This window comes from Mesobaculum littorinae (assembly GCF_004011175.1).
Classification (GTDB): Bacteria; Pseudomonadota; Alphaproteobacteria; order Rhodobacterales; family Rhodobacteraceae; genus Tranquillimonas; species Tranquillimonas littorinae.
Map to the genome: position 1 here is coordinate 837,698 of NZ_RQXX01000001.1, position 23,681 is coordinate 861,378.

Annotated in this window: 23 protein-coding genes; 7 read left to right on the top strand and 16 right to left on the bottom strand. The window is 65.9% G+C overall.

The features are described 5' to 3' along the window. Positions 1-45: 45 nt before the first annotated feature. The 16 genes from EKE94_RS03840 to iscR all read right to left on the bottom strand — a co-directional run bounded on the left by EKE94_RS03840 (position 46) and on the right by iscR (position 15,773). Positions 46-1,365, bottom strand: a complete 1,320-nt coding sequence (locus tag EKE94_RS03840; protein ID WP_127905254.1) for a TRAP transporter large permease — start codon at positions 1,363-1,365, stop codon at positions 46-48. Next, positions 1,362-1,916: a TRAP transporter small permease gene (locus EKE94_RS03845; protein ID WP_127905255.1), complete on the bottom strand. Its 555-nt coding sequence runs from the start codon at positions 1,914-1,916 to the stop codon at positions 1,362-1,364. Before EKE94_RS03845 ends, EKE94_RS03840 begins: the two co-directional genes overlap by 4 nt. An 84-nt stretch (positions 1,917-2,000) precedes the next feature. After that, complete coding sequence (locus EKE94_RS03850) at positions 2,001-3,119, bottom strand: type 2 periplasmic-binding domain-containing protein (RefSeq protein WP_127905256.1); 1,119 nt, start codon at positions 3,117-3,119, stop codon at positions 2,001-2,003. A 98-nt stretch (positions 3,120-3,217) separates the two neighbouring features. Next, positions 3,218-4,333, bottom strand: coding sequence for a C4-dicarboxylate TRAP transporter substrate-binding protein (locus EKE94_RS03855; protein WP_127905257.1), 1,116 nt, complete (start codon positions 4,331-4,333; stop codon positions 3,218-3,220). Positions 4,334-4,438: 105 nt separating this feature from the next. Next, a complete protein-coding gene (locus tag EKE94_RS03860) occupies positions 4,439-5,755 on the bottom strand; it encodes an FAD-dependent oxidoreductase (protein WP_127905258.1) in 1,317 nt (438 codons plus the stop codon). Further along, entirely contained in the window at positions 5,755-7,470 is a 1,716-nt protein-coding gene (gene ilvD, locus EKE94_RS03865; RefSeq protein ID WP_127905259.1) for a dihydroxy-acid dehydratase, read from the bottom strand. Before ilvD ends, EKE94_RS03860 begins: the two co-directional genes overlap by 1 nt. A 217-nt stretch (positions 7,471-7,687) precedes the next feature. Then, positions 7,688-8,908 carry a cysteine desulfurase gene (locus EKE94_RS03870; RefSeq protein ID WP_127905260.1) on the bottom strand — a complete coding sequence of 407 codons (1,221 nt, stop codon included), beginning with the start codon at positions 8,906-8,908 and terminating at the stop codon, positions 7,688-7,690. Then, complete coding sequence (locus tag EKE94_RS03875) at positions 8,901-9,500, bottom strand: YIP1 family protein (protein ID WP_127905261.1); 600 nt, start codon at positions 9,498-9,500, stop codon at positions 8,901-8,903. The genes EKE94_RS03870 and EKE94_RS03875 overlap by 8 nt, the downstream gene beginning before the upstream one ends. Further along, positions 9,497-10,012: a YIP1 family protein gene (locus EKE94_RS03880; RefSeq protein ID WP_127905262.1), complete on the bottom strand. Its 516-nt coding sequence runs from the start codon at positions 10,010-10,012 to the stop codon at positions 9,497-9,499. Before EKE94_RS03880 ends, EKE94_RS03875 begins: the two co-directional genes overlap by 4 nt. Positions 10,013-10,017: 5 nt before the next feature. Beyond that, positions 10,018-11,307: a Fe-S cluster assembly protein SufD gene (gene sufD / locus EKE94_RS03885; protein ID WP_127905263.1), complete on the bottom strand. Its 1,290-nt coding sequence runs from the start codon at positions 11,305-11,307 to the stop codon at positions 10,018-10,020. Next, complete coding sequence (sufC, locus tag EKE94_RS03890) at positions 11,307-12,062, bottom strand: Fe-S cluster assembly ATPase SufC (RefSeq protein ID WP_127905264.1); 756 nt, start codon at positions 12,060-12,062, stop codon at positions 11,307-11,309. The genes sufD and sufC overlap by 1 nt, the downstream gene beginning before the upstream one ends. A gap of 6 nt (positions 12,063-12,068) precedes the next feature. Beyond that, positions 12,069-12,389 carry a heavy metal-binding domain-containing protein gene (locus EKE94_RS03895; RefSeq protein ID WP_127905265.1) on the bottom strand — a complete coding sequence of 107 codons (321 nt, stop codon included), beginning with the start codon at positions 12,387-12,389 and terminating at the stop codon, positions 12,069-12,071. Continuing rightward, positions 12,386-12,595: a hypothetical protein gene (locus EKE94_RS03900; RefSeq protein WP_127905266.1), complete on the bottom strand. Its 210-nt coding sequence runs from the start codon at positions 12,593-12,595 to the stop codon at positions 12,386-12,388. The genes EKE94_RS03895 and EKE94_RS03900 overlap by 4 nt, the downstream gene beginning before the upstream one ends. Beyond that, the gene (gene sufB / locus EKE94_RS03905; RefSeq protein WP_127905267.1) at positions 12,592-14,160 is read right to left on the bottom strand and encodes a Fe-S cluster assembly protein SufB; all 1,569 of its coding nucleotides are present in this window, start codon (positions 14,158-14,160) and stop codon (positions 12,592-12,594) included. Before sufB ends, EKE94_RS03900 begins: the two co-directional genes overlap by 4 nt. Positions 14,161-14,176: 16 nt before the next feature. Then, positions 14,177-15,223 carry a cysteine desulfurase family protein gene (locus EKE94_RS03910; RefSeq protein ID WP_127905468.1) on the bottom strand — a complete coding sequence of 349 codons (1,047 nt, stop codon included), beginning with the start codon at positions 15,221-15,223 and terminating at the stop codon, positions 14,177-14,179. Positions 15,224-15,311: 88 nt separating this feature from the next. Continuing rightward, positions 15,312-15,773, bottom strand: a complete 462-nt coding sequence (iscR, locus tag EKE94_RS03915) for a Fe-S cluster assembly transcriptional regulator IscR (protein ID WP_127905268.1) — start codon at positions 15,771-15,773, stop codon at positions 15,312-15,314. Positions 15,774-15,946: 173 nt separating this feature from the next. Between iscR and EKE94_RS03920 the strand changes: the two genes are divergently transcribed. The 7 genes from EKE94_RS03920 (at position 15,947) to prfB (ending at position 23,640) form a co-directional block, all read left to right on the top strand. After that, positions 15,947-16,600: an alpha/beta hydrolase gene (locus EKE94_RS03920; protein ID WP_127905269.1), complete on the top strand. Its 654-nt coding sequence runs from the start codon at positions 15,947-15,949 to the stop codon at positions 16,598-16,600. A 3-nt stretch (positions 16,601-16,603) separates the two neighbouring features. Continuing rightward, positions 16,604-17,224 carry a glutathione S-transferase family protein gene (locus EKE94_RS03925; protein ID WP_127905270.1) on the top strand — a complete coding sequence of 207 codons (621 nt, stop codon included), beginning with the start codon at positions 16,604-16,606 and terminating at the stop codon, positions 17,222-17,224. Positions 17,225-17,424: 200 nt separating this feature from the next. Further along, positions 17,425-18,636: an NADP-dependent isocitrate dehydrogenase gene (locus tag EKE94_RS03930; protein WP_127905271.1), complete on the top strand. Its 1,212-nt coding sequence runs from the start codon at positions 17,425-17,427 to the stop codon at positions 18,634-18,636. Between the two features lie 162 nt (positions 18,637-18,798). Then, on the top strand, positions 18,799-19,416 hold the full coding sequence (locus EKE94_RS03935; protein WP_127905272.1) for a YitT family protein: 618 nt from the start codon (positions 18,799-18,801) through the stop codon (positions 19,414-19,416). Then, on the top strand, positions 19,403-19,759 hold the full coding sequence (locus EKE94_RS03940) for an SMR family transporter (protein ID WP_127905273.1): 357 nt from the start codon (positions 19,403-19,405) through the stop codon (positions 19,757-19,759). Before EKE94_RS03935 ends, EKE94_RS03940 begins: the two co-directional genes overlap by 14 nt. 143 nt (positions 19,760-19,902) lie before the next feature. Next, positions 19,903-22,422 carry a penicillin-binding protein 1A gene (locus EKE94_RS03945; RefSeq protein WP_127905274.1) on the top strand — a complete coding sequence of 840 codons (2,520 nt, stop codon included), beginning with the start codon at positions 19,903-19,905 and terminating at the stop codon, positions 22,420-22,422. A 93-nt stretch (positions 22,423-22,515) separates the two neighbouring features. Beyond that, positions 22,516-23,640 (top strand): peptide chain release factor 2, encoded by a 1,125-nt coding sequence (gene prfB, locus EKE94_RS03950; protein ID WP_127905275.1) that lies wholly within the window; start codon positions 22,516-22,518, stop codon positions 23,638-23,640. The last annotated feature ends 41 nt before the right edge of the window (positions 23,641-23,681 follow it).

Below are 23,681 nucleotides of genomic sequence, written 5' to 3' on the forward strand. Positions count from 1 at the left end.
CGCCGCTTCCGCGGCGCCCCCGGGCTGATCCGTTATGGGCCTGCGTCAGTTCATCGAGTTCGGCAACCACAGCGAAATCTGCGGGAAGGTCAGGATCAGGAACATCACCACGACCTCGCAGGCGAGGAACCAACCGATCCCGCGGAAGATGGTGTCGAGCGGGATCTTGTCGCCCACTACATTCTTCACGACATAGGCGTTAAAGCCGACGGGCGGCGTCAGAAGCCCGATCTCGATATACTTCACTACGATCACCCCCAACCAGATCGGGTCGAGGCCCAGGGCCTCGAACATCGGCTGAACGATGGGCAGGGTCAGAAGCAGAACCCCCAGCGGATCGAGGAACATGCCGAGGATCACGTAGATGATCGAGATCGCGAGCAGCAGCAGCACCGGATCCAGCGCCCAGGACCCCATCATCGCCGCCATCATTCCCGGCAGGCCGACGAGGGCCAGGAACTTGGTGTACATCACCGCGCCATAGGCCACGAAGAACAGCTGCGCGGTGGTCTTCACCGCCTCCATGATGCTCTCCTGGAACACCGCGAAGGTCAGGCGCCGCTGCACGGCGGCGATGATGCAGGCCAGGAACGCACCCGCAGCGCCGGCTTCGGTCGGCGTGACGACGCCGCCGTAAAGCCCGCCGATGATGCCGAAGATAAGCAGCAGCAGCGGCCAGACCGGCGCCAGCGACCGCCAGCGTTCGCGCCACAGCTCGCTGCGGTCCACCTCCTGCTTGATCGGCGGCGCGACCGACGGGTCCAGCCAGCAGCGCCCGACGATCATGATCGTGTAGACCACGGCCGTCAGCACCCCCGGCATCACCCCCGCGATCAGCAGCTTGGTGATCGAGACCTCGGCGAACACGCCGTAGATCACGAACATGATCGACGGCGGGATCAGCGCGCCGAGGGTGCCGGACGAGGCGACGACGCCGCAGGCCAGCGACGGTGCATAGCCCGCCTTCAGCATCTGCGGGATCGCAAGCCGGCCCATGGTGGCCGAGGTCGCGACCGACGACCCCGACGCGGCGGCGAAGCCCGCGGAGGCAAAGTTGGTGGCCACGGCCAGGCCACCCGGCAGGCCGGACAGCCAAAGGCGGGCGCATCGGAACAGCGCCTCGGAAATGCCGCTGGCATGGGCGATGGCGCCCATCAGGATGAACATCGGAATGGCCGACAGGCCCCAGTTCGCGGCGACCTCGAACGGGGTCTGCTGCATTACCGCGAAGGCCACGCGTTCGTTGCGCAGGATGGTAAAGCCGGCGAAGGCTGCCACGCCCAGGGCCACACCGATGGGCATGCGGACGGCGATCAGCAGCAGCACCAGGGCGAGACTGCCGAAGCCCAGAAGTTCGGGACTCACAGCTGTTCCTCCGTTTCAGGGATATCGATGCCGCCGCCGTCGTCGGGCGGGGGCGTGTTGCGGGCGGCGTTGCGGTAGTCCTGCACGAGGTTGATCGCGACGTAGATCGTCATCAGCCCGAAGCCGAGCGCGACGACCCAGCGCGACGGCCAGATCTCGACAAAGCCCACGCCCGCCTCCTTGGCTTCGCGGATGTGGGTCTTGTCGATGGCGATCTCGATCGCCTTCCAGGTGAAGACGGCGGTGTAGATGACCGTGACGATCGCCACCGTGGCATCGAGGAAGGTGCGCGGGCGCCACTTCATCCAGGTGGTGAAAAGCTCGACGATGATATGCCCGCGTTCGCGGGTGATCAGCGCCAGCGGCAGGAAGGCCAGTGCCGCCATGTGGTAGGCCGAGACGATTTCGACCGTGCCCGTCAGCGGGCTGGAGAACACGGTGCGCATGAACACGTCGAGCGTGACGTGCAGCATCATCAGCGCGGTGGCGATGCCGGCGATCCAGGCGAGGCCCGTGACCGTGAGGTCGAGTAGGCGTTTGAGGGCGTTCATGTTGCCTCCGAGTGCGAAGAAGTGCGGCGCCCCGGATGCGTGGGGCGCCGACGCGAAATCACGTCGCGACGTCAGGTCGCGGCATCACAGGGCGTCGGGGTCGACCTTGGAATAAACCTCGTCCCACAGCAGGCGGCGAAAGGTGTCGCTGTCGCGACCCTCGTCGTCCAGCAGCCCCTTCCAGCGATCGAAAGACGCGAGATAGGCGTCGAGGATAGGCTCGGGCGCCTCGACGCCCGCGTCCCGCGCATTCCCGATGTTGAGGTCGTACTGCGTGGCGTCCCGCTCGCTCATCACCGCGTCGTATTCGGGACCGCCCTCGATGAAGGTGATGCCCTGCTCCTTGGCCTGCGACACCGCCGCCTCGTCCGCGGGGATCTGCACGTCGAATGTCGCCATGCTGACGAGGTCCGGTGCGTGGTCGATATGCGCCTGCCGCTGCTCGGGGGTCATGTCCTCCCAGACGCCGCGGTTGACGTACATCATGATCGGCGGGCCGCCCATGCCCATGGGCGCGTCGATCACCGTGTCGGTGACGTCCATCAGCCCGAAGCTGACCAGCCACTGGACCGAGCCCAGGACGCAGTCGAGCGCGCCGCGCTCCATCGCCGCGGTGAATTCGTTTCCGGTCATCGAGATCGGCGTGCCGCCGAGGGTTTCGATGATCGCCACGCCGCCGCCCGAGCCGCGGATCTTCATCCGGCGCAGGTCGTCGATCGTCCGCGGGCCACCGCGGCACATGAAGAGGTAGGGTGACACGCCGTAGCCCGCGAACCCAACCGCGTCGTTCTGCGCGAACTCCGCATGGCATTCGTCGCAATGCAGCATCAGGGTTTCATTCATCGCGCCGACCGAGGCCAGAAGATCCTCGCCCACCAGCGACTGCGAAAAGATCAGGTTCGTCGCGGGCAGCATACGCGGCTGGTAAGGGGCCATCACGAGGCCCGCGTCCATCATGTTGGCGCCCACGGCCTCGGGCGTGCCCGAGGCGTTGGCCAGTTGCGAACCGCCGATCATCTCCCATTGGATGTCGCCGCCGGTCGCTTCGGCCACCATGTCGAAATAGGGCACCAGCGCATCGGTGTTGGTCTTGTTCGTCACCCCCAGCCACGAGCCGTAGACAAGCTCGGTGGCGGTCGCGGGGGCGGTTGCGGGAAGCGTGGCGGCCCCGGTCAGGAGCGCGGCCATCAGAAGACGTTTCATCGAGGGACCTCCGGTCAGGAAAGGCGATCACGGAAATGGCGGTGAGTGAGGTGCCGGGCCCGCGCACGTGGCGGGCCCGGACCACATGGTGCGCCGGGTCACATTTCGTCGGGATCGACCTTGGAATAGATCTCGCGGTCAAGGGCGTCACGGAACGCATCGCGGTCGCGACCGATCTCCTCGGAAATCCCCTTCCACTTCTCGTAGGCGGCAAGATAGGCGTCGATCAGTGCCTCGGGATCCTCGACCCCGGCATCGCGCGCCGCGTCGGCATTGCGCTGGTACTGCCGTTCGTCATGCCGGGCCATCAGGTCATCGAAGGGTTGGCCGCCCTCGACGAAGGTAATGCCACGCTCCTTGGCTTCGGCCACGGCGCTTTCATCCTCGGCAAGCTGGGCGTCGAAGGTCTCCATCGCCACCAGATCGGGAGCGAGGTCGATATGCGCCTGCCGCTGCTCAGGCGTCATGTCCTCCCAGACGCCGCGGTTGACGTACATCATGATCGGCGGGCCGCCCATGCCCATGGGGGCCTCGACCACGGTGTCGGTCACGTCCATGTAGCCGAAGCTGCGCAGCCACTGGACCGATCCCAGAACGCAGTCGATGGTGCCTCTTTCAAGCGCAGAGGTCGCATCCGACGGCGGCATCGATACCGGCGTCGCGCCCATCAGCTCGACAATACCGACGCCGCCGCCCGAGGCGCGGATCTTCTTGGACTGCAGGTCCTCCATAGTCTCGACATCATCGCGGCACATGAAGAGGTAGGGCGACACCGAGTAACCCGCAAAGCCTACCGCGTCGTTGCGTTCGTACTCCTCCTGGCAGGCCGGACAGCCCAGCATCATGACCTCGTTCATCGCCCCGGTGGCGGCTATGAAGTCGTCGCCGATCAGCGACTGGCTGAAGAGCATGTTGGTCGCGGGCAGCATGCGCGGCTGGTAGGGTGCCATGACGATGCCCCCGTCCATCATGTTGGCGCCCACCGCCTCGGGCGTGGCAGGGCCGTTGGCCAGCTGTGCGCCCGACACCATCTCCCAGTTGATCTCGCCGTCGGTCGCCTCGCGGACCATGTCGAAATAGGGTTGCAGCGCGTTGGTGTTGGTCGCGTTGTTCGACCCCAGCCATGACCCGTAGACCAGATCCTTGGCCGCGACGGGCGCCGCCGCCAGAAGAGCCGCGGCCGAGGCGGCCGTCAAAAGCTTGGTATGTCGCATCAGTATCCTCCCTCGATGCTGTCGTCGTTACGCCGGTTCGCTCCGGCATGGCGCGTATCCGCCCTGCGGCCCCTCCTCGGCCCCGGGGCGGTCGCGTTCGTCATGTCATGGCGCCACACCGTCGGTGCGCGTCAGGTTGTCGGACACCCGGTCCTGCAGCGCCCTGATGTCCAGCTGGTGCACAGACCCCGACCCCGCGAGGTCCAGTGCATGGGCCGCCGCCATCGCCTGTGCCATGCAGGGCCCCATCACGCGCACAGAGCTGAGCGCAGCCGGATCGCCGTCGATGCAGCGCCCCACCGCGACCAGGTTGTCGGCCTCGGGCGAGATCATCGCGCCGAAGGGCACGTAGTGGGTATGATCCTCGTCGAACGTCTCCCAGACAAAGCCTTCGGGCGCATTGTGCAGCTCGATCGGCCAGGCGGTGCGGGCGATGGCGTCGTCGTATTTCGTCTGCCCCACGACCTCGTCCGTGGTGATGTGATGCACGGCCTTCAACCAGCGCGTCTGGCGGATGCCGGGGAACCCGTAGGCGCGCACGCTGAGATTGCCGAAGACATTCGGGAATTCTTCGCGCAAGAGCTTCAGGCCGCGGTCCACCTGCTCCTTCCCGATAAGCCCCGTCTTGGACGCCTCGATCGGGTCGAGCGGGGTTTCGACATGGGTCATGTTCATCACGGCATAGGTCTTGCCCGGAAAGTAGAAGCCGATGCCGCCCTTGCGCATCAGGCCGTAGGCCTCGGCCTTCTCCTCGATCCGGGCGGTCAGCTCCTCGCGCGAGGGCGGTTCGGCGTCGGGGTCCAGCCCCTCGACCACCACCTGCTGCGAGCCATAGACCTTCTCGTCCGGCTCGCGGCACTCAAGCCCTGCGAGGTAGGCCAGCGCCGCATCGCCCGAACAGTCGGCAAAGCCCTGCGCCCGGATCGTCACGTCGCCGTAGCGGGTGACCAGCTTCACCGCGTTCAGACGCCGCCCGTCGGTTTCCACCTCGCGCAGGATGGCACCGGTCACCGGGATCACGCCGGCCGCGTCGATCGACGTCTCGACCCAGCGGCTAAGCGCGATCTCGTTGTAGTGCACGACCGTCGTCATCGGCCCGTGCCGGTAGTGGCAGGCGTCGTTGCGGTCGAGGTAGGCCAGCATGTCGTCGACGATGCCGAAGGTGAACCGATGTCCGTGGGTGCCGTTGCGGTAAAGACCGCAGAAGGTCCCGATGATCGAGTTCACGGCCTGCCCGCCAAGCGCGGGAAAGCCGTCGACGATGGCGACGCGCTGGCCCAGCTTCGCGGCCTCCAGCGCCGTCGTCACGCCCGAGATGCCGGCGCCGATCACGCAAAGGTCGACGTCCAGGTCGCGGTGCAGCACCGCGCCCGAGTGCCGGACGATCGTGGTTGCGGGGTTGATGGGGGCTCCGTTCGACATCAGCCGTTCCCCCGCCGCGCGTCCGTCATCAGCGTGGCGCCCCGCGACAGCGGCTGCACCGTGCGTTCGTAGATCGAGAGCCAGCCCGAATCCTGCGTCGGCTCGGGCGGACGGAACGCCTCGCGCCGCCGCGCCAGCTCGTCCTCGGCCACCTCGAGATCCAGCGTCTTGGCCTCGACATCGATCGCGATCATGTCGCCGTCCTGCACCAGCGCGATTGGGCCGCCCTCGGCCCACTCGGGCTGCACCTCGCCCACGACGAGGCCCTTGTTGACGAGACCCGAAAGCTGCCCGTCGGTTACGATGGCGACATCCGGCCCCATGCCGCGCCCTTCGACCGCGAAAACGAGCCGCGAGGCACCGCCCATGCCGGGGCCGCCGCGCACCCCCTGCCCGCGCAGCACGACGACGTCGCCCGGCGTAATCTCGCCCGCCAGCAATGCCGCCTCGGCTTCGGCCGAACCGTCGTAGACCTTGGCCGGCCCGCGGAACTGCAACTTGCGGTCGGGGGTGCGCAGGCCGATCTTCACCACGCCCGCCTCGGGCGCCAGCGTGCCCTTCAGGATCACGATTGCCGGCTTGTCGCCCCAGGGGTCGTCGACCGGGCGGATCGCGTTGTCGTCATGGATGACCACGTCCCTCAGCGTCTCGCCCAGCGTCTGACCGGTGACCGTCAGGACGTCGGTGTCGAGTACGGCTTCGAGCCGCTTCATCGTGCCCTGCGCCCCGCCCGCGGCGTCGAATTCCTCGATAGACAGCGGACCTATCGGGCGCACAGCGGTCAGGACCGGGGTGCGCGCGCCCTCTTCGTCGAAGACCTTCCACATGTCGATGTCGACACCCGCCTCGACCGCGATGGATTGCAGGTGCTTGATGCAGTTGATCGATCCCGCCTGCGCCAGGTCCACCCGTGCGGCATTGCGAAAGGCGCCTTCGGTCATGATGTGGCGCGGGCGCAGATCCTCCCACACCATGTCGACGATGCGGGCGCCCGAGCGCGCGACATAGTCCCACATCCGCTCTGAATTCGCGGCCACGGGGGCGGCCCCCGGCAGGCACATGCCCAGGCCCTCGGTCACCGAATGCATCGAGTTCGCCGTGCCCATGCCCGAGCAGACGCCCGGCGACCGGATGGCCTGTTCGCTCATTTCCTTCAGCCGGTCAAAGCTCGTGTTGCCCTGCGCGTGGTAGCCCGCGTGCAGGAACACCTCTTCGATATCGACATGCTCGCCGTCGATCTCGCCCGAGGCCTGGTAGCCGCAGATCACCATCAGGGTCGGGATGTCTTGCCGTGCGGCCGCCATAAGCTGGCCGGGAACCGTCTTGTCGCAGGAAGTCAGCATCAGCATGCCATCCAGCTGCGCGCCCTCGACCTGCACCTCGATGTCATTGGCGATCAGGTCGCGCGTCGGGAGGATGTAGGTCGCCCCCCGTCCGCCCGAGATGATAAAGTCCGACGGCGCCGCGGTGCGGATCTCGAACGGCAGGCCGCCCGCGTCGCGGATCGCCTGCTTGGCCTTTTCGGCGATGGCGTCGAGATGCGAAAAGCAGATCGCCATTTCCGACGAGGTGTTGACCACCGCGATCTTGGGCTTGGCCATGTCCTCGTCGGTCAGCCCAAGGGCACGCCATTGCGCCCGGCGCACGGCCCAACGGGACGTACCCTCTTCGAAATTGGAACGGAGTCGCGATGGATCGCGGCTGTCGCTGGTCATTCTTCCCCCCTGACGCCGCCCGTGGGGACGGCCTTCCTCCGGGATCAAGCGTGACCTATCGCGGATCGCGGGACAATACCCTGAAATCCATTATCAGCTTTCGCGTATCGTGAAAGATCCAACGAACGTGCTGCCTGCGCAGCGCGGCGCGTGAAAACGGCCCGCGCCTGGGGGCCGGGCCGTCTCAGAAAGGGCAGATCGTGGGCGCCGGGTTACGTCAGGCGAAAAGCTCGTGACACAGCTCCAGCGCCGAGACCAGGCGGTCGACCTCGTCGGTGGTGTTGTAAAGCCCGAAGGACGCGCGGCAGGTGGCCGAGACGCCCAGGTGATCCATCAGCGGCCCGGCACAGTGGTGCCCCGCGCGCACGGCGACGCCGCTCTTGTCCAGCACGGTCGAGATGTCGTGCGGGTGCGCGGCCCCCTCCAGCATGAAGGAAAAGATCGCGCCCTTGTCCGGCGTCGTCCCCTGGACCTGCACCCAGTTCAGCCCCCCCAGACGCTCGGCGGCGTAATCGCGCAGCCCGGCTTCGTGCGCGGCGATGTTCTCCATCCCCAGCGCGGTCATGTAGTCCAGCGCCGCGCCCAGCCCGATCTGCGCGACGATGCCGGGTGTGCCGGCCTCGAACTTCATCGGTGGGTCGGCATAGACGACCTCGTCCTTCGAGACCTCGCGGATCATGTCGCCGCCCCCCATAAAGGGGCGCATCTCGGCCTGCCGGTCGGCGCGGATGTAGATCCCGCCCGAGCCCGATGGGCCATAAAGCTTGTGCCCGGTAATGGCGTAGAAATCGCACCCGATGGCCTGCACGTCGACGGGCCCGTGCACGGCGGCCTGGCTGCCGTCGACCAGAACCGGCACGCCCCGTTCCCGTGCGCCCGCGCAGATCGCGGCCACGTCGACCCGCGTGCCCAGAACGTTCGACATGTGGGTGACGGCAACAAGCCGCGTCCGCGGTCCGATCGCGTCCAGCACCGCCTGCGGATCGAGCGCGCCCGTCGCGTCGACATCGACCCACCTGATCACCACGCCCTGACGTTCCCGCAGGAAATGCCATGGCACGATGTTCGCGTGATGCTCCATCACGCTCAGCACGATCTCGTCGCCGGGTTCCAGCCGCGGCATCGCCCAGCCATAGGCGATCAGATTGATGCCCTCGGTCGTGCCGGTGTTCATCACGATCTCATCCTCGCTGCCTGCATTCAGGAAGCGGGCGATCTTGCCACGGACGGCCTCGTACTTGTCGGTGGCGATGTTTGACAGGGTGTGCAGACCGCGGTGCACATTGGCATATTCCATCGCGTAGGCCTTCGTCACCGCGTCGATCACCGCCTGCGGTTTCTGCGCCGAGGCGCCATTGTCGAGGTAGACCAGCGGCTTGCCGTTCGCCTGCCGCGACAGGATGGGGAAATCGGCGCGGATTTTGGTGACGTCATACATTGGCGGGAACCTCGATAACCTGCACGCCGGCCAGCGTCAGTAGAATGGACAGAACGAACGCGGCGGCGACGAAGCTGGCGGCGATCATCGCGAACACCTTGATGAGCGAGGTGAAGCCGTGCATCGCCGCGACGAAATGGGTAAAGACCCAGGCCATGACCAAAAGGCCAATGGCGCCGGTCAGGGACGACAGCAGCGGTGACAGCAGCAATACGAGAATCTGGACCGCCTGCACGCAGATGCGCAGGACTTCGAGCCATGTGAGCAGGATCATCCCGTCCTCGAGCCTGCCGTGCCCGCCGCAGGCCCGTCCGATCCCGAGCACGAGCCACACCGTCACCACCAGAAGCCCGGTCTGCATGATCGCAAAGATCAGCGGGCCGGGCAGCATCAGCGGCGTGACCGGTTGGGCAATCATGTCGAACACCCACTGCGACGCCTCGCCGATCAGGGTCGACACGATGGAGACCGCGATCAAGGCCTGCCAGAGCACCGGCCGCGGCAGGCCCAGCTGCATCAGGCCGTGCGCGGTGCCACGCGGGTCGCGCAGTGTCTGCCCCATCCGCGACGTCAGGGCACTGATACCGTTCATGTTCGCGAAACTCCGGACGTTTCAGGGGCGGGGCGGCGCTCGACGGCGGCAAGACCGGCGCCCCAGATGCCAAAAAAGGCCACCAGAGCCGCGATCCCCACCACATCCTGCAGGACGCCCGGGCCAGGCAGCCCAGACAACGCCCCCCAGAGCACCCAGAGCGGGGCCGCGGCCAGCAATGCCCAGAACAGCGCCAGCCGCGCGGCGAAGAAACTGCCGCGTCCACCCAACGCCCGTGCGCCAAGGTGGCTGAGCGCGGCCAGACCGTAGAAGAGCAGCGGCGCGATGAAAATCCAAGCCAGAAGCGCGCCGGCCAGCCGGGCCTGAAGGTCGATGCCCGGGTCGCTCTCGGCCGCGCGGGCCAGACGTGGCCATTGCGCCACGTAGATCAGCGCACAGCCGAGCATAAGCGTCGCGAGCGCCGCGGCCTCGCGACGCTCGCCCGCCATGCGACGGCGCAGCACCCGCCCCGGAGACCGGTACGAGCGCAGGATGTCCCCCAGCAGCGTCACCCGCTTCAGTCGTCCTTGCGCCGGGCCAGCCAGCCTTCGAGACGTCCGATCAGGTCTTCGGCGATACGGGTGTCGTCGATCTCGTCGATCGCCTCGGCGAGGAAGGCCAGGATCAGCAGGTCGCGGGCCTCGGCATCAGGCACCCCGCGCGAGCGCAGGTAGAACAGCGCCTCCTCGTCGATGGCCCCGGTGGTCGACCCATGCGAACACGCTACGTCGTCGGCGTAGATCTCAAGCTCGGGCTTGGCGAGGAACTGGCTTGTCTCGTCCAGAAGCAGCGCCTGGGAAATCTGATATCCGTCAGTCTTCTGCGCGCCGTCCTTGACGAGGATCTTACCCTGGAACACGCCGACGGCGCCGTTCTTCAGAACCTTCTTGAAGACTTGGCGGCTTTCGCAGGTCTCGCCCCCATGGGTGATGAAGACCGTGTCGTCATGATGAAAGTCGCCATCTCCCACAGCCGCCCCGGCCACGTGGGCCACAGCATCGTCCCCGGTCAGATTCAGCACGCATTCGTTGCGTGTCATGACGCCGTTGACCGTCAGGGTGAAGGATTTGAACACGCTCTCCTGACCCAACCGGCCAAAGAGATGCGTGGCTGCCCGACGTTCGTGATCACGCCCCTGAGCGCGGATGTGGCGGAACTCGCCCCGATCCGCGACATCGACCTCCATCGCTTTGTTGAACCGCGCCGCGGCGGGACCATTTTCCAGAATGGTAATAGAGGCTTCCGCCTCAACCTTCACAATGTGGTGGAGGATAGCCTGCGAGTCGTCGCGTTCGTGCAAATAGACCAGCGACACCGGCTTTTCCACCTTGCCGGTCACACGGATCACGATTCCGTCGCTGGCAAAGGCGGTGTTGAGCGCCGCGAGCGGGCGCGCCACGGGGCTCTGCGCCTCGACTTCGAGCTTGCCGTAGATGTCACGCGCCCAGTGGATGTCCGAGGTCATCGCCTCGGACAGACGCTCGATCTCCAGCCCCGCGAGGGTCAGGTCGTCCGATTGCTCGGGCGAAAAGACACCGTCGACGAAGACGATGCGCAGACGCTCGATCTGGTCGAACATCGGCTCGGGGTCAGCACCGAGCGTCGCCGCCTTCGGTACTTCGGGCACGATCAGGCTGGCCGGGTCGGTAAACCGCCAGTATTCATCCCGGCGGTGCGGCAGCCCCATGGCGGTCAGGCGCGACAGCGCGTCTTCACGCGCGGCGCGGCACCATCCGCCGCAGTCGGGCATTTGCAGGGTGCCCAGCAACGCGGCCGTCGCGTCTTCCTTGGCCTTCGGCAGTGCCATCACGCCACCTCCGACTTCAGGTCCGCATAGCCGTTCTTTTCAACCTCGAGCGCCAGCTCGGGCCCACCGGTCTTGATGATGCGGCCATCGGACATGATGTGCACGACGTCCGGCTTGATGTGGTCCAGAAGACGCTGGTAGTGCGTGATCACGAGGAATCCGCGGCCTTCATCGCGCAGCGCGTTCACCCCGTCCGACACCAGCTTCATCGCGTCCACGTCCAGCCCGCTGTCGGTTTCATCCAGGATGCACATACGCGGTTCGAGCATCGCCATCTGCAGGATCTCGTTACGCTTCTTCTCACCGCCCGAGAAACCGACATTGACCGGACGCTTCAGCATGTCGGCGTCGATCTGAAGGGTCTTGGCCTTTTCGCGCACCAGCTTGAGGAAATCCGCAGCGCTCAGCTCGGGTTCGCCGCGCGCCTTGCGTTGCGCGTTGGCGGCGGTGCGCAGGAAGGTCATGTTGCCGACACCGGGGATCTCGACCGGATACTGAAAGGCCAGGAACATGCCGATGGCGGCGCGCTCCTCGGGCTCCATGCCCAGGATGTCCTCACCATCGAGCGTCGCGGTGCCGTCGGTCACCTCGTAGCCCGCGCGACCCGACAGCACGTAGCTGAGCGTTGATTTGCCCGACCCGTTGGGCCCCATGATCGCATGCACCTTGCCGGCCTCGACCTTGAGGTCGACACCCTTGAGGATCTGCTTATCCTCGTCTTCAAGTTTGACGTGCAGGTTTTTGATATCAAGCATGAATTCTTACCCGAGCTTTACGGCGGTGCCGCTGGCGGAAACCATCAGCATGCCGTTTTCTTTTCCCAAAATCTCGTAATCGAGGTCGACGCCGATCACGGCGTCCGCGCCCAGACGGGCAGCCTCGTCTTCCATCTCCTGCAGCGCGGTATCGCGGGCGTTCCGTAGCGACCGTTCGTAGGCGCCGGATCGGCCACCGACGATATCGCGGATCCCCGCGAACATGTCGCGGAACACGTTCGCGCCCAGGATCGCCTCGCCCGTCACAATGCCGCAGTAATCGGTGACCTTGCGGTCCTCGATATGGGTGGTCGTCGTCACGATCATCGCTTCGTCCTCTTTCCACGGCGCAGGACCGCCTGCGCCACCGCAAAGCCGATCAGGCCCGCAACGATACCCACCGTAGCAAGCCCGATCGCCGTGTCCGTCGCCGACCAGCCCATCAAGAGCCCCATGATCACGAAGACCGCGACGCAAAGGCTGACCAGGAACCGGCGGTTCCTTGGGGCCCGGATCGGGTCGAGCTCGCTCACCCGACCGACCCTTCGAGGCTGATCGCGACCAGCTGTTGCGCCTCCATGGCGAACTCCATCGGCAGAGCCTGCAGGACGTCCTTGCAGAAGCCGTTGACGATCAGCGCAACCGCCTCTTCCTCGTCCAGTCCGCGCGACTGGCAGTAGAACATCTGGTCATCGTCGACCTTCGACGTCGTCGCCTCGTGCTCAACCCGCGACGAGGAGTTCTTGACCTCGATGTAGGGCACCGTGTGTGCGCCGCATTCGCTGCCGATCAGCAAGCTGTCGCATTGCGTGTAGTTGCGCGAATTCGTGGCCTTCGGGTGCATCGAGACGAGTCCGCGATAGGTGTTCTGCGCATGCCCCGCGCTGATCCCCTTGGACACGATGCGCGACCGCGTGTTCTTGCCCAGGTGCACCATCTTCGTGCCGGTGTCGGCCTGCTGGTAGTTGTTGGTGATCGCGATCGAGTAGAACTCGCCCTGGCTTTCGTTGCCGCGCAGGATGCAGGACGGGTACTTCCACGTGACGGCCGAACCGGTTTCGACCTGCGTCCACATCACCTTGGACCGGTCGCCGCGGCAATCGGCCCGCTTGGTGACGAAGTTGTAGATGCCGCCGCGACCTTCTTCGTCGCCCGGGTACCAGTTTTGCACCGTCGAATACTTGATCTCGGCGTCTTCCAGCGCAACGAGTTCGACCACGGCCGCGTGCAGCTGGTGCGTGTCACGCTGCGGCGCGGTGCAGCCTTCGAGGTAGCTGACATACGAGCCCTTGTCGGCAATGATCAGCGTGCGTTCGAACTGGCCGGTATTCTCGGCATTGATCCGGAAATAGGTCGACAGCTCCATCGGGCAGCGCACGCCCGGCGGCACGTAGACAAAGGATCCGTCGGAGAACACGGCCGAATTCAGCGTGGCAAAATAGTTGTCCGACGCCGGCACGACCGAGCCCAGATACTTGCGCACCAGCTCGGGGTGTTCACGGATCGCCTCGGAGATTGAGCAGAAGATCACCCCGGCCTTCCTAAGCTCGGCCTGGAAGGTGGTGCCGACGCTGACGCTGTCGAAGACGGCGTCGACAGCGACACGTCGACCGCCGGTCTCAGGCTCGCCATCCTCGTCCAGCTGGGCGGCCTGCTCCTCGGCGTTCTCGACCCCGGCAAGGACCATCTGCTCTTTCAGCGGGATGCCGAGTTTCTGATAGGTTTCCAGCAGCTTGGGGTCGACATCGTCCAGCGACTTGGGCTTTTCGGCCATCGACTTGGGCTTGGCGTAGTAATACTGGTCCTGATAATCGATCGGCGGGTAGTTCACCATCGACCAGTCCGGTTCGCGCATCTCGAGCCAGCGGCGATAGGCGCCGAGCCGCCAGTCCGTCATCCACTCGGGCTCGCCGTTCTTCTCCGAGATCAGACGCACGATGTCTTCGTTCAGCCCCTTGGGCGCGAAGTCCATCTCGATATCCGTGTTCCAGCCGTGCTTGTAGGTGCCCGAAAGCGCCCGCACCTGATCAACCGTCTCCTGATCGACGCCTTCCTTCACGTCGGCCACGCCGACGTCGGCGGTATCCAAAGATGCCATAACCTCTAACTCCCTCTCAGGCGGCGCGCGCCCGCTGTCTTCTGCGCTGCGCGATCCAAGTCTCGGCAAAGCGCGTCACATCGTCCTGTGTCGTATCCGGCCCGAGCGAGATCCGCAGGGCCTGTCCGGCTTGCTCGGGCGTATAGCCCATGGCGCGCAAGACGTTGCTTTCCCGCACCTTTCCGCTGGAGCACGCGGACCCCGCCGAGACGGCGAACCCCGCAAGATCCATGGCCATCACCTGCGTCTCGCCCTTCCATCCGGGGGCGACGATCAGGCTGGTGTTCGGCAGGCGGTGCGATTCCTTGCCGACAAAAATAGTCTCCAATTCCGCGGATGCCAGAGCCTCTTCTAGAATATTTCTAAGGTTGGCAACCCGATCCCAGACTCCATTGGCCAATTCCCGTGCGGCAGCCTCGGCCGCGGCGCCGAAGCCCGCGATGCCGATCAGGTTCTCGGTGCCCGACCGCCGCCCCATTTCCTGACCGCCGCCGCGGATCTGCGCCTCGATCTCGGTGCCCTGCCGCAGCGCAAGGGCCCCGACCCCCTTGGGGCCGCCGACCTTGTGGGCCGAGACCAGCGCCGCCTGCGCGCCGGACCAGTCGAAAGCGAAGGGCTGCTTGCCAAAGGCCTGCGTGGCGTCGGTGACGGCCAGCGCGTCGGGCAGGTCCTGCACGATCCCGGTTTCCGAGTTCGCCAGCTGCACCGCCGCGCAGGCCGGATCGGGGACGGCGATGCGCCCCGCCCCGTCAACAGCCAGCGTCTGGTCGCACCACGACCGGACGGCGTCATGTTCGACCTCGGCACAGGCGAGGCCCCGCCCGCCGCAGGCCAGCGCCGCGGCCTCGGTCGCGCCCGAGGTGAAGACGATGTCGGCCGACGCCGCCCCCAGCGCCGCGGCGACCTGACCCCGCGCGCGTTCCAGGATCCCCTTCGCCGCGCGCCCCTCGGCATGGACGGAGGACGGGTTGCCCACGGCATCCATCGCCGCGATCATCGCCGCCCGCGCCTCGGGGCGCAGCGGGGCCGTGGCGTTCCAGTCAAGATAGACCCGGCGTGTCATCGTTTCCTCGGGGGGATGGCCGCCCATCGCCCCGCCCCTGTCTCATATCCCGGACGCCCGTGCAGGCGGCGTACCGCCGGCCTCTGCGTCATTCCTCGTCCACGACCGAAAACAAAGTCGGCACCGCAGGGCAAGGGGCAAGCCCGTTGCCGATCACATCCGACAGACGCGCCTGGTGCAGGAAGACGTAGACATGCGCCGACAGCCCCTCCCACAACCGGTTGGTCAGCGATTGCGCCCGCGATCCCGACAGGCCGCCCTGGGCGCCGGCGCCCTTGTGCATCGCGCTTACGGTTTCGTCCACGGCGCCCAGAACCTCGGATACGCGGATTTCGGCCGCGGGCCGGCCCAGCCGGTAGCCCCCGCCGGGGCCGCGCACCGAGGTCACGAGCCCGGCGCGCCGCAGCTTGACGAAAAGCTGTTCGAGATAGGGCAGCGAAATATCCTGCCTGCGGCTGATCTCGCCCAGCGATACGAGCCTGTCATCGGGCTGCAGCGCAAGATCGCACAGCGCCACCATGGCATAACGGCCCTTCGTACTCAGTTTCATCCGGCCCCTCTTACAGTTGACGACCCGCCGCGACACGCTTACCTCGGAACCCAACCCGGACCACGGCGGACGGGCCCGAAACGGCGCCAGTTTAGAAGACTTCTAAATGGACCCGTCGGTCTCGTCAACGTCCGCAGGCCCGACGCGCGCGAAGAACAAGGACAGGGACACGCATGCCCGAGGTTATCTTTCCCGGCCCCGAAGGCCGTCTGGAAGGCCGCTATCATCCGCAGAAAATCAAGGACGCGCCGATCGCGATCATCCTGCATCCGCACCCCCAGTTCGGTGGCACGATGAACAACCGCGTCGTCTACAATCTGCATTACGCGTTCTTCAACATGGGCTTCACCGTCCTGCGGTTCAACTTCCGCGGGGTTGGCCGGAGCCAGGGCGAATACGACCAGGGGGTGGGCGAATTGTCCGATGCCGCCTCGGCGCTCGATTACCTGCAGTCGATGAACCAGAACGCCAAGCATTGCTGGGTCGCGGGCTTTTCCTTCGGCGCGTGGATCGGCATGCAGCTGCTGATGCGGCGGCCCGAGATCACCGGCTTCGTCTCGGTGTCGCCGCCCGCCAACATGTACGACTTCTCGTTCCTCGCGCCCTGCCCCTCGTCGGGCCTGGTGATCAACGGCACCGCCGACCGCGTGGCGCCGCCCAAGGACACGACGACGCTGGTGGGCAAGCTGCACGAGCAGAAGGGCATCACCGTCACCCATACCGAGATCGAGGGCGCGGGCCATTTCTTCGAGGATCCGCACATGGAGCCGATGATCGGTGCGGTCGATGGCTATGTCCGGCGCCGGATGACCGAAGGCACCCGCTGATCCATGGCGATCACCCTGCATCATCTTGAAAACTCGCGGTCGCAGCGGGTTCTGTGGATGCTCGAAGAGCTCGGACTGGACTACGACGTCATCCGCTATGACCGCGATCCCAAGACGATGTTGGCGCCGCCCGCGCTGAAGAAGGTCCATTCTTTGGGCAAGTCCCCGGTGATCGAGGCCGACGGAGAGGTCATCGCCGAAACCGCGGTAATCGCGCAGTTCCTCGTCGACCGGGCCGAGGGGCGGCTTGGCGCGCCCGCGGGACAGGGCCGGCGCTACGACTTCTGGATGCACTACGCCGAAGGGTCGCTGATGCCGCCGCTTCTGCTGAAGCTCGGGATGTCCAAGGTGCCGCTGATGGGCCGGATGGCCAAACGGCGGGTGCAGCCGATGATCGACGTACACCTCGATTTCGTCGAATCCGAGCTTCGGACCCGCGACTGGTTTGCAGGCGACGCGATCAGCGCCGCCGACGTGATGATGAGCTTTCCGCTGGACGCCGCGCAAAGCCGCGGTGGGCTGGACGACAGCCGCCCGGCGACGACCGCATGGCTGCGCCGCATCCACGCCCGCCCTGCCTACCAGGCCGCGCTGAAGGTCGGCGGCCCCTACGCCTACGCCTGAACCGCGCCGCCGGACCGATCCGGGCCGGACCTCGCGGGGGCATGGGTCGGCCGGTGCCCCCGCTATGGCCTGCTGCTGCCGCTGGCAGGCGCGACATCCTGCGTCGCCGGTTCGGTATCCAAAGGTATACCCTTTGCAGCGGCCCGCGCTTGCGGTATGTCCCGCCGAAATCACCACACATCACGCGGAACGAGGATCCCATGGCCAAGATCAAGGTAGACAACCCGGTCGTCGAGCTCGACGGCGACGAGATGACCCGGATCATCTGGGACTTCATCAAGCAGAAGCTTATCCTGCCCTATCTCGACATCGACCTGCTCTACTACGATCTGGGCATCGAGGCCCGCGACGACACTGATGACCAGATCACGGTCGACGCGGCCGAGAAGATCAAGGAGATCGGCGTCGGCGTCAAATGCGCCACGATCACGCCCGACGAACAGCGCATGGAGGAATTCAACCTCAAGCGCATGTATCGCAGCCCCAACGGCACGATCCGCAACATCCTGGGCGGCGTGATCTTCCGCCAGCCGATCATCTGCCAGAACGTTCCGCGCCTGGTCCCCGGCTGGACCAAGCCCATCGTCGTCGGCCGCCACGCCTACGGCGATCAGTACCGCGCCACCGACTTCCGGTTCCCCGGCGCCGGCAAGATCACCATCAAGTTCGAAGGCCGTGACGGCGAAGTGATCGAGGAAGAGGTCTTCGACGCGCCCGAATCCGGCGTCACCATGGCGATGTACAACCTCGACGGGTCGATCTACGACTTCGCCCGCGCGTCGATGAACTATGCGCTCGGCCTCAAGTGGCCGCTGTACCTGTCGACGAAGAACACGATCATGAAGGCCTATGACGGGCGCTTCAAGGACATCTTCCAGAAGGTCTACGACGAAGAGTTCAAGGACAAGTTCGACGCCGCCGGCATCACCTACGAACACCGCCTGATCGACGACATGGTCGCGGCCTCGCTGAAATGGTCGGGCGGCTACGTCTGGGCGTGCAAGAACTACGACGGCGACGTGCAGTCCGACACCGTGGCGCAGGGCTTCGGCTCGCTCGGCCTCATGACCTCGCAGCTGATGACGCCCGATGGCAAGATCGTCGAGGCAGAGGCCGCGCATGGCACCGTCACCCGCCACTTCCGCCAACACCAGAAAGGCGAACAGACTTCGACCAACTCGATCGCGTCGATCTTCGCCTGGACCGGCGGGCTCAAGCACCGCGCCACGCTCGACGGCAACGACAAGCTCAAGACCTTCGCCGAGACGCTGGAGAAGGTCGTCGTCGACACCGTTGAGTCGGGCTCGATGACCAAGGATCTCGCCCTGCTGGTGGGCCCCGACCAGAAATGGCTGACCACGACCGGTTTCCTCGACAAGATCGACGAGAACCTGCAGAAGGCGCTGTCCTGAGCAGACCCGGCAGCAGCCGGCCGAGCATGGGCCCCGCGGATCACCGCGGGGCCTTTTTCTTGGGCACCGCGGGTGACCCGGGCGCGGGTGAGGCTGGGCCCGGCCCCGCAGTCGCACGCGCATGCTTGATTTGCGCGCTCGCCGCGGCATAGCCTTTTTCCCATGAACACCGCCCCGCCGCACGATCCGCTCGACCACAGCCTCATCGACGATGTGCAGGGGCTGGCGCTGGGGATCTTCATGTGCGGGCTGGGCGTGCATATCCTGACGCATGTGGGGCTGATCACCGGTCAGACGGCAGGGATCGCGGTGATCCTGTCCTACCTGACGGGCTGGTCCTTCGGCAGCGTCTTCTTCGTGATCAACCTGCCCTTCTACCTGCTCGCCTATCGCCGGCTGGGGCTTGAATTCACGGTGAAATCGCTGATCTCGGTCACGCTTCTGTCGCTGGTGACCGAGTATCTGCCTGCGGGATTCGAGCCGGGGCGGATCACGCCGGCGCTTGGCGCCGTGACGTTCGGCGCCCTCGTGGGCCTGGGGCTTCTGGCGATGTTCCGGCACAAGGGCAGCCTGGGTGGGCTGGGCGTCGTGGCGCTGATGGTGCAGGACACCACCGGGTTCCGCGCGGGCTACGTGCAGCTGATCGCCGACGCGGTGATCTTCGGGGTGGCGTTCCTGCTGTTCGACTGGCAGGTGGTGGCGTGGTCGCTGCTGGGCGCGGTGGTGCTGAACCTGATCATCGCCATCAACCACCGGCGCGACCGCTATGTCGCCACCTGAGCGGAGCGCAGGCTTGACCTATCTCTACCTGATCCTTGCGGTTGCCGCCGAAACCGTGGGCACCACGGCGCTGCAGGCCAGCCAGCAATTTACCCGGCTGGGGCCGTCGGTTGTGGTCGTGGTCGCCTATGCGATGTCGTTCCTGCTGCTCAGCCAGGTTCTGCGCTATCTGCCCGTGGGCATCACCTACGCGATCTGGTCGGGCCTCGGGATCTTCTTCATTGCCGCGATCGGCTGGCTGGTCTTCGGCCAGCGGCTGGACTGGCCGGCGGTGGTGGGCATCCTGATGATCCTGGGCGGCATCCTCGTCATCAACCTGTTTTCCGAGGCGACCCCGCACTGACCCGGCGCCGGTCCGTGTCGCAAAGACCAGTGGTCGCGGCAATGTGACGGCAAACCACTGCCGACACGCTCTTTCCTGCCATCGCCGTTTTGACCCCGCGCGGCGGTCCGCCTATACATGCCGGGTCTCCCCGAGGAATGCGCATGCTTCGATTCATCCTGTCCTTTTTCGGCGCGATCTTTTCCGCGCTCTGCATCGGTGCGTTGTTCGCCGCCCTGACCGTGGGGGCGATCTTCTGGATGTATGGGCGCGACCTGCCGAACCACGAACAGCTGGCCCAGTACACGCCGCCCACGATCAGCCGGATCTATTCCGGCGAGGGCCGCATCATCGACGAATTTGCCGAGGAGCGGCGGCTTTACGCCCCCGCCGACGAGATTCCCGATCTGGTCAAGCACGCCTTCATCTCGGCCGAGGACAAGAACTTCTACAACCACAAGGGCTATGACCTGCGCGGCATGATCGCCGCCGCCATTCAGGCGGCGCAGGGCGGGCGCCTGCGCGGCGCCTCGACCATCCCGCAGCAGGTGGTGAAGAACTTCCTGCTCAGCTCAGACCGGTCGGCCGAACGCAAGATCAAGGAACTGATCCTGTCGGTGCGGCTGGAAAACACCCTGTCCAAGGACAAGATCCTCGAACTCTATCTGAACGAGATCTACCTTGGTCAGAACACCTACGGCGTGGCGGCGGCGGCCCAAACCTATTTCAACAAGACGCTGGCCGAGCTCAGCCCGGCCGAGGCCGCCTATCTGGGCGCCCTGCCCCAGCGCCCCGCGCGCACCCACCCCGTGCGCGACCGCGAATTCGCGATCTCGCGCCGGAACTACGTGCTGCGCGAGATGTACGAAAACGGCTACATCACCGAAGAACAGTATCGCGAGGCGCGCGTCGCGCCGCTTCTGTCGGTGCAGGGCGGCGATTACGACAGCTTCTCGGCGCAACTGCCGCCACGCGACTACTTCACCGATGAAATCCGCCGCCAGCTGTCGCGCGATTTCGGTGAGGGCGAATTTTTCTCGGGCGGCATGTCGGTCCGCGCGACGATCGACCCCGAGATGCAGAAAGAGGCCGCGCTGGCGCTGCAGGAACAGCTGGAACAGTACGACCGCGGTCTGGGACGCTGGCGCGGCACGGGCAAGACCCTCCCCGAAGAGGCGCTGGCCAGCGAAGAGGCATGGCGCGACGGGCTGGCCAAGGCCGACGTGGCGCGCGACATCTTCCTTGAATCCGAGTGGCATCCCGCCGTCGTGCTCGAGGTGTCGGACACTCAGGCGCGGCTTGGGATCGACGGCGTGGGCGACGACGCGCCCGAGCCCGTCGTCCCGGCCGAGGACATGTCGTGGACCGGCAAGTCGCTGACCGCTCTGCTTGAGCGCGGCGATATCGTCTATGTCCGCAAGATGATCACCGACGCGGATGGCAGCTTCATCCGCTGGACGCTGCGGCAGGTGCCCGAGGTCGAGGGCGGCTTCATGGCGATGGACGTCAAGAACGGCCGCGTCCTGGCAATGCAGGGTGGCTTCTCCTACCAGCATTCGGTCTTCAACCGCGCCACCCAGGCGACGCGCCAGCCGGGGTCGTCGTTCAAACCCTTTGTCTATGCCGCCGCGCTGGATTCCGGGTTCTCGCCCGCCACCATCGTCGTCGACGCCCCGATCGAGGTGAACACGCCGCAAGGCGTCTGGCGGCCGAAGAACTCGTCGAACAAGTACTACGGGCCCACGCCGCTCCGGACTGGGATCGAACAGTCGCGCAACCTGATGACCGTCCGCCTGGCCGAAGAGGTCGGGATGGATACCGTTGCGCGCTACGCCGAACGGTTCGGCGTCTACGACAACATGGGCCGTTACCTTGCGAACGCGCTGGGGTCGGAGGAAACGACGCTGTTCAAGATGGTCGCCGCCTACGCGATGTTCGCCAATGGCGGCGAGCGGGTCGAACCCACTCTGGTCGACCGGGTGCAGGACCGCTATGGCACCACGCTTTACAACCATGACCAGCGCGACTGTCTTGATTGCGACGTGGCGTCCCTGCCCGCGGGCGAAGCCCCGCACATCGTGTCGAACCGCGAACGCGTGATGAACGCGATCACCGCCTACCAGCTGACGTCGATGATGCAGGGCGTGGTCCAGCGCGGCACCGCCTCGGGCGTGGTGAACCTGCCCGTGCCGGTCGCCGGCAAGACCGGCACGACCAACGACGCCAAGGACGTGTGGTTCATCGGCTTCACCTCGAACATCGTCGCGGGCTGCTACATCGGCCACGACACGCCGCGCGGCCTGGGCCGCGGCGCTTATGGCGCGTCGCTCTGCGGGCCGGTCTTCAACCAGTTCATGCAGAAGGCCACGGCGAAATACGGCGGCGGTCCCTTCGCGGTGCCGCCGGGCGGCAGGTTCATCAAGATCGACCGCTTCACCGGCGCGCGTCTTGCCGATGATGCCTCCGGCGACAACGTGGTGTCCGAGTATTTCCGCCTGGGCGAAGAGCCGATCTTCGGCGTCGCCTTCGACGGTGGTTTCGGGATGGGATCGAACCTGCCGCTCTTCGCGCGCGGCGAAACCGAACAGGGCGGATCCGAGGTCACGACATCCTCGGGCCAGACCCGGACGATCCCGAAAAGCCGGGCCAGCTTCGGCTCGCTCTCCTCGGGCGGGCTTTACTGACACATCCCAGCGGCACCCGGCGTAGCGCGGCGCTTGCCGCCCTGCGCTGGCGTTGCTATCTGCGGGGTTCATCAAGACAGACGGGAAACGTTCATGCGTGCAGAGGCACAGAACCGGGTCGAGGCCATCGAGAAATCGCTCGCGCTGCTACGCCAGCGGATGAACTGGGAAACGGTCCCGCACAGGATCGAAGAGTTCAACGCGATGGCCGAGGATCCGACCCTTTGGGACGATCCCGACCGCGCGCAGAAGCTGATGCGCGACCGGCAGGCGCTGGTCGATGCGGCCGACCGGTACAAAGCGATGGCGCAGGAGCTGTCCGATAACGTCGAACTGATCGAGATGGGCGAGGCCGAGGAGGACGAGGACGTCGTCTCCGAGGCCGAGGCGGGTCTGAAATCCCTGCAGGAGCGCGCCGGCGCCGCCGAGATCGAGGCGTTGCTGAACGGCGAGGCCGACGGCAACGACACCTTCCTTGAAATCAACGCGGGCGCCGGCGGGACCGAGGCCTGCGACTGGGCGCAGATGCTGCAACGGATGTATGTCCGCTGGGCCGAGAAGCGCGGCTACACGGTCGAGCTTCAGTCCGAGGAAGCAGGCGCCGAGGCGGGGATCAAGTCGGTGGCCTACAAGATCACCGGTCCCAACGCCTATGGCTGGCTCAAGACCGAGTCGGGCGTGCATCGTCTTGTGCGAATCTCGCCCTTCGGCAAGGGCACGCGCGAGACGTCATTTGCCAGCGTCTGGGTCTACCCGGTCGTCGACGACAACATCGAAATCGAGGTGCCGCCGAACGAGATCCGGATCGACACCTACCGGTCCTCGGGCGCGGGCGGACAGCACGTGAACACCACCGACTCGGCCGTGCGGATCACCCACATGCCGACGGGCATCGTGGTGACAAGCTCGGAGAAGTCGCAGCACCAGAACCGCGATATCGCGATGAAGGCGCTGAAATCGCGCCTCTACCAGATGGAGCTTGACCGCCGGAACGCGGCGATCAACGAGGCGCACGAGGCAAAGGGCTCTGCCGGCTGGGGCAACCAGATCCGGTCCTACGTGCTGCAGCCCTACCAGATGGTAAAGGACCTGCGCACGGCGCACGAGACCTCCGATACCTCGGGCGTGCTGGATGGCGCGCTGGACCAGTTCATGGCCGCGACGCTGGCGCTGGATGTCGCTGGCAAGAGCCGCGCGGAAGCCGCCGGCGAAGACTGAGGCAGCCGTTTGTCCAAGGCTGCCCCATCAACGCGGGGCGG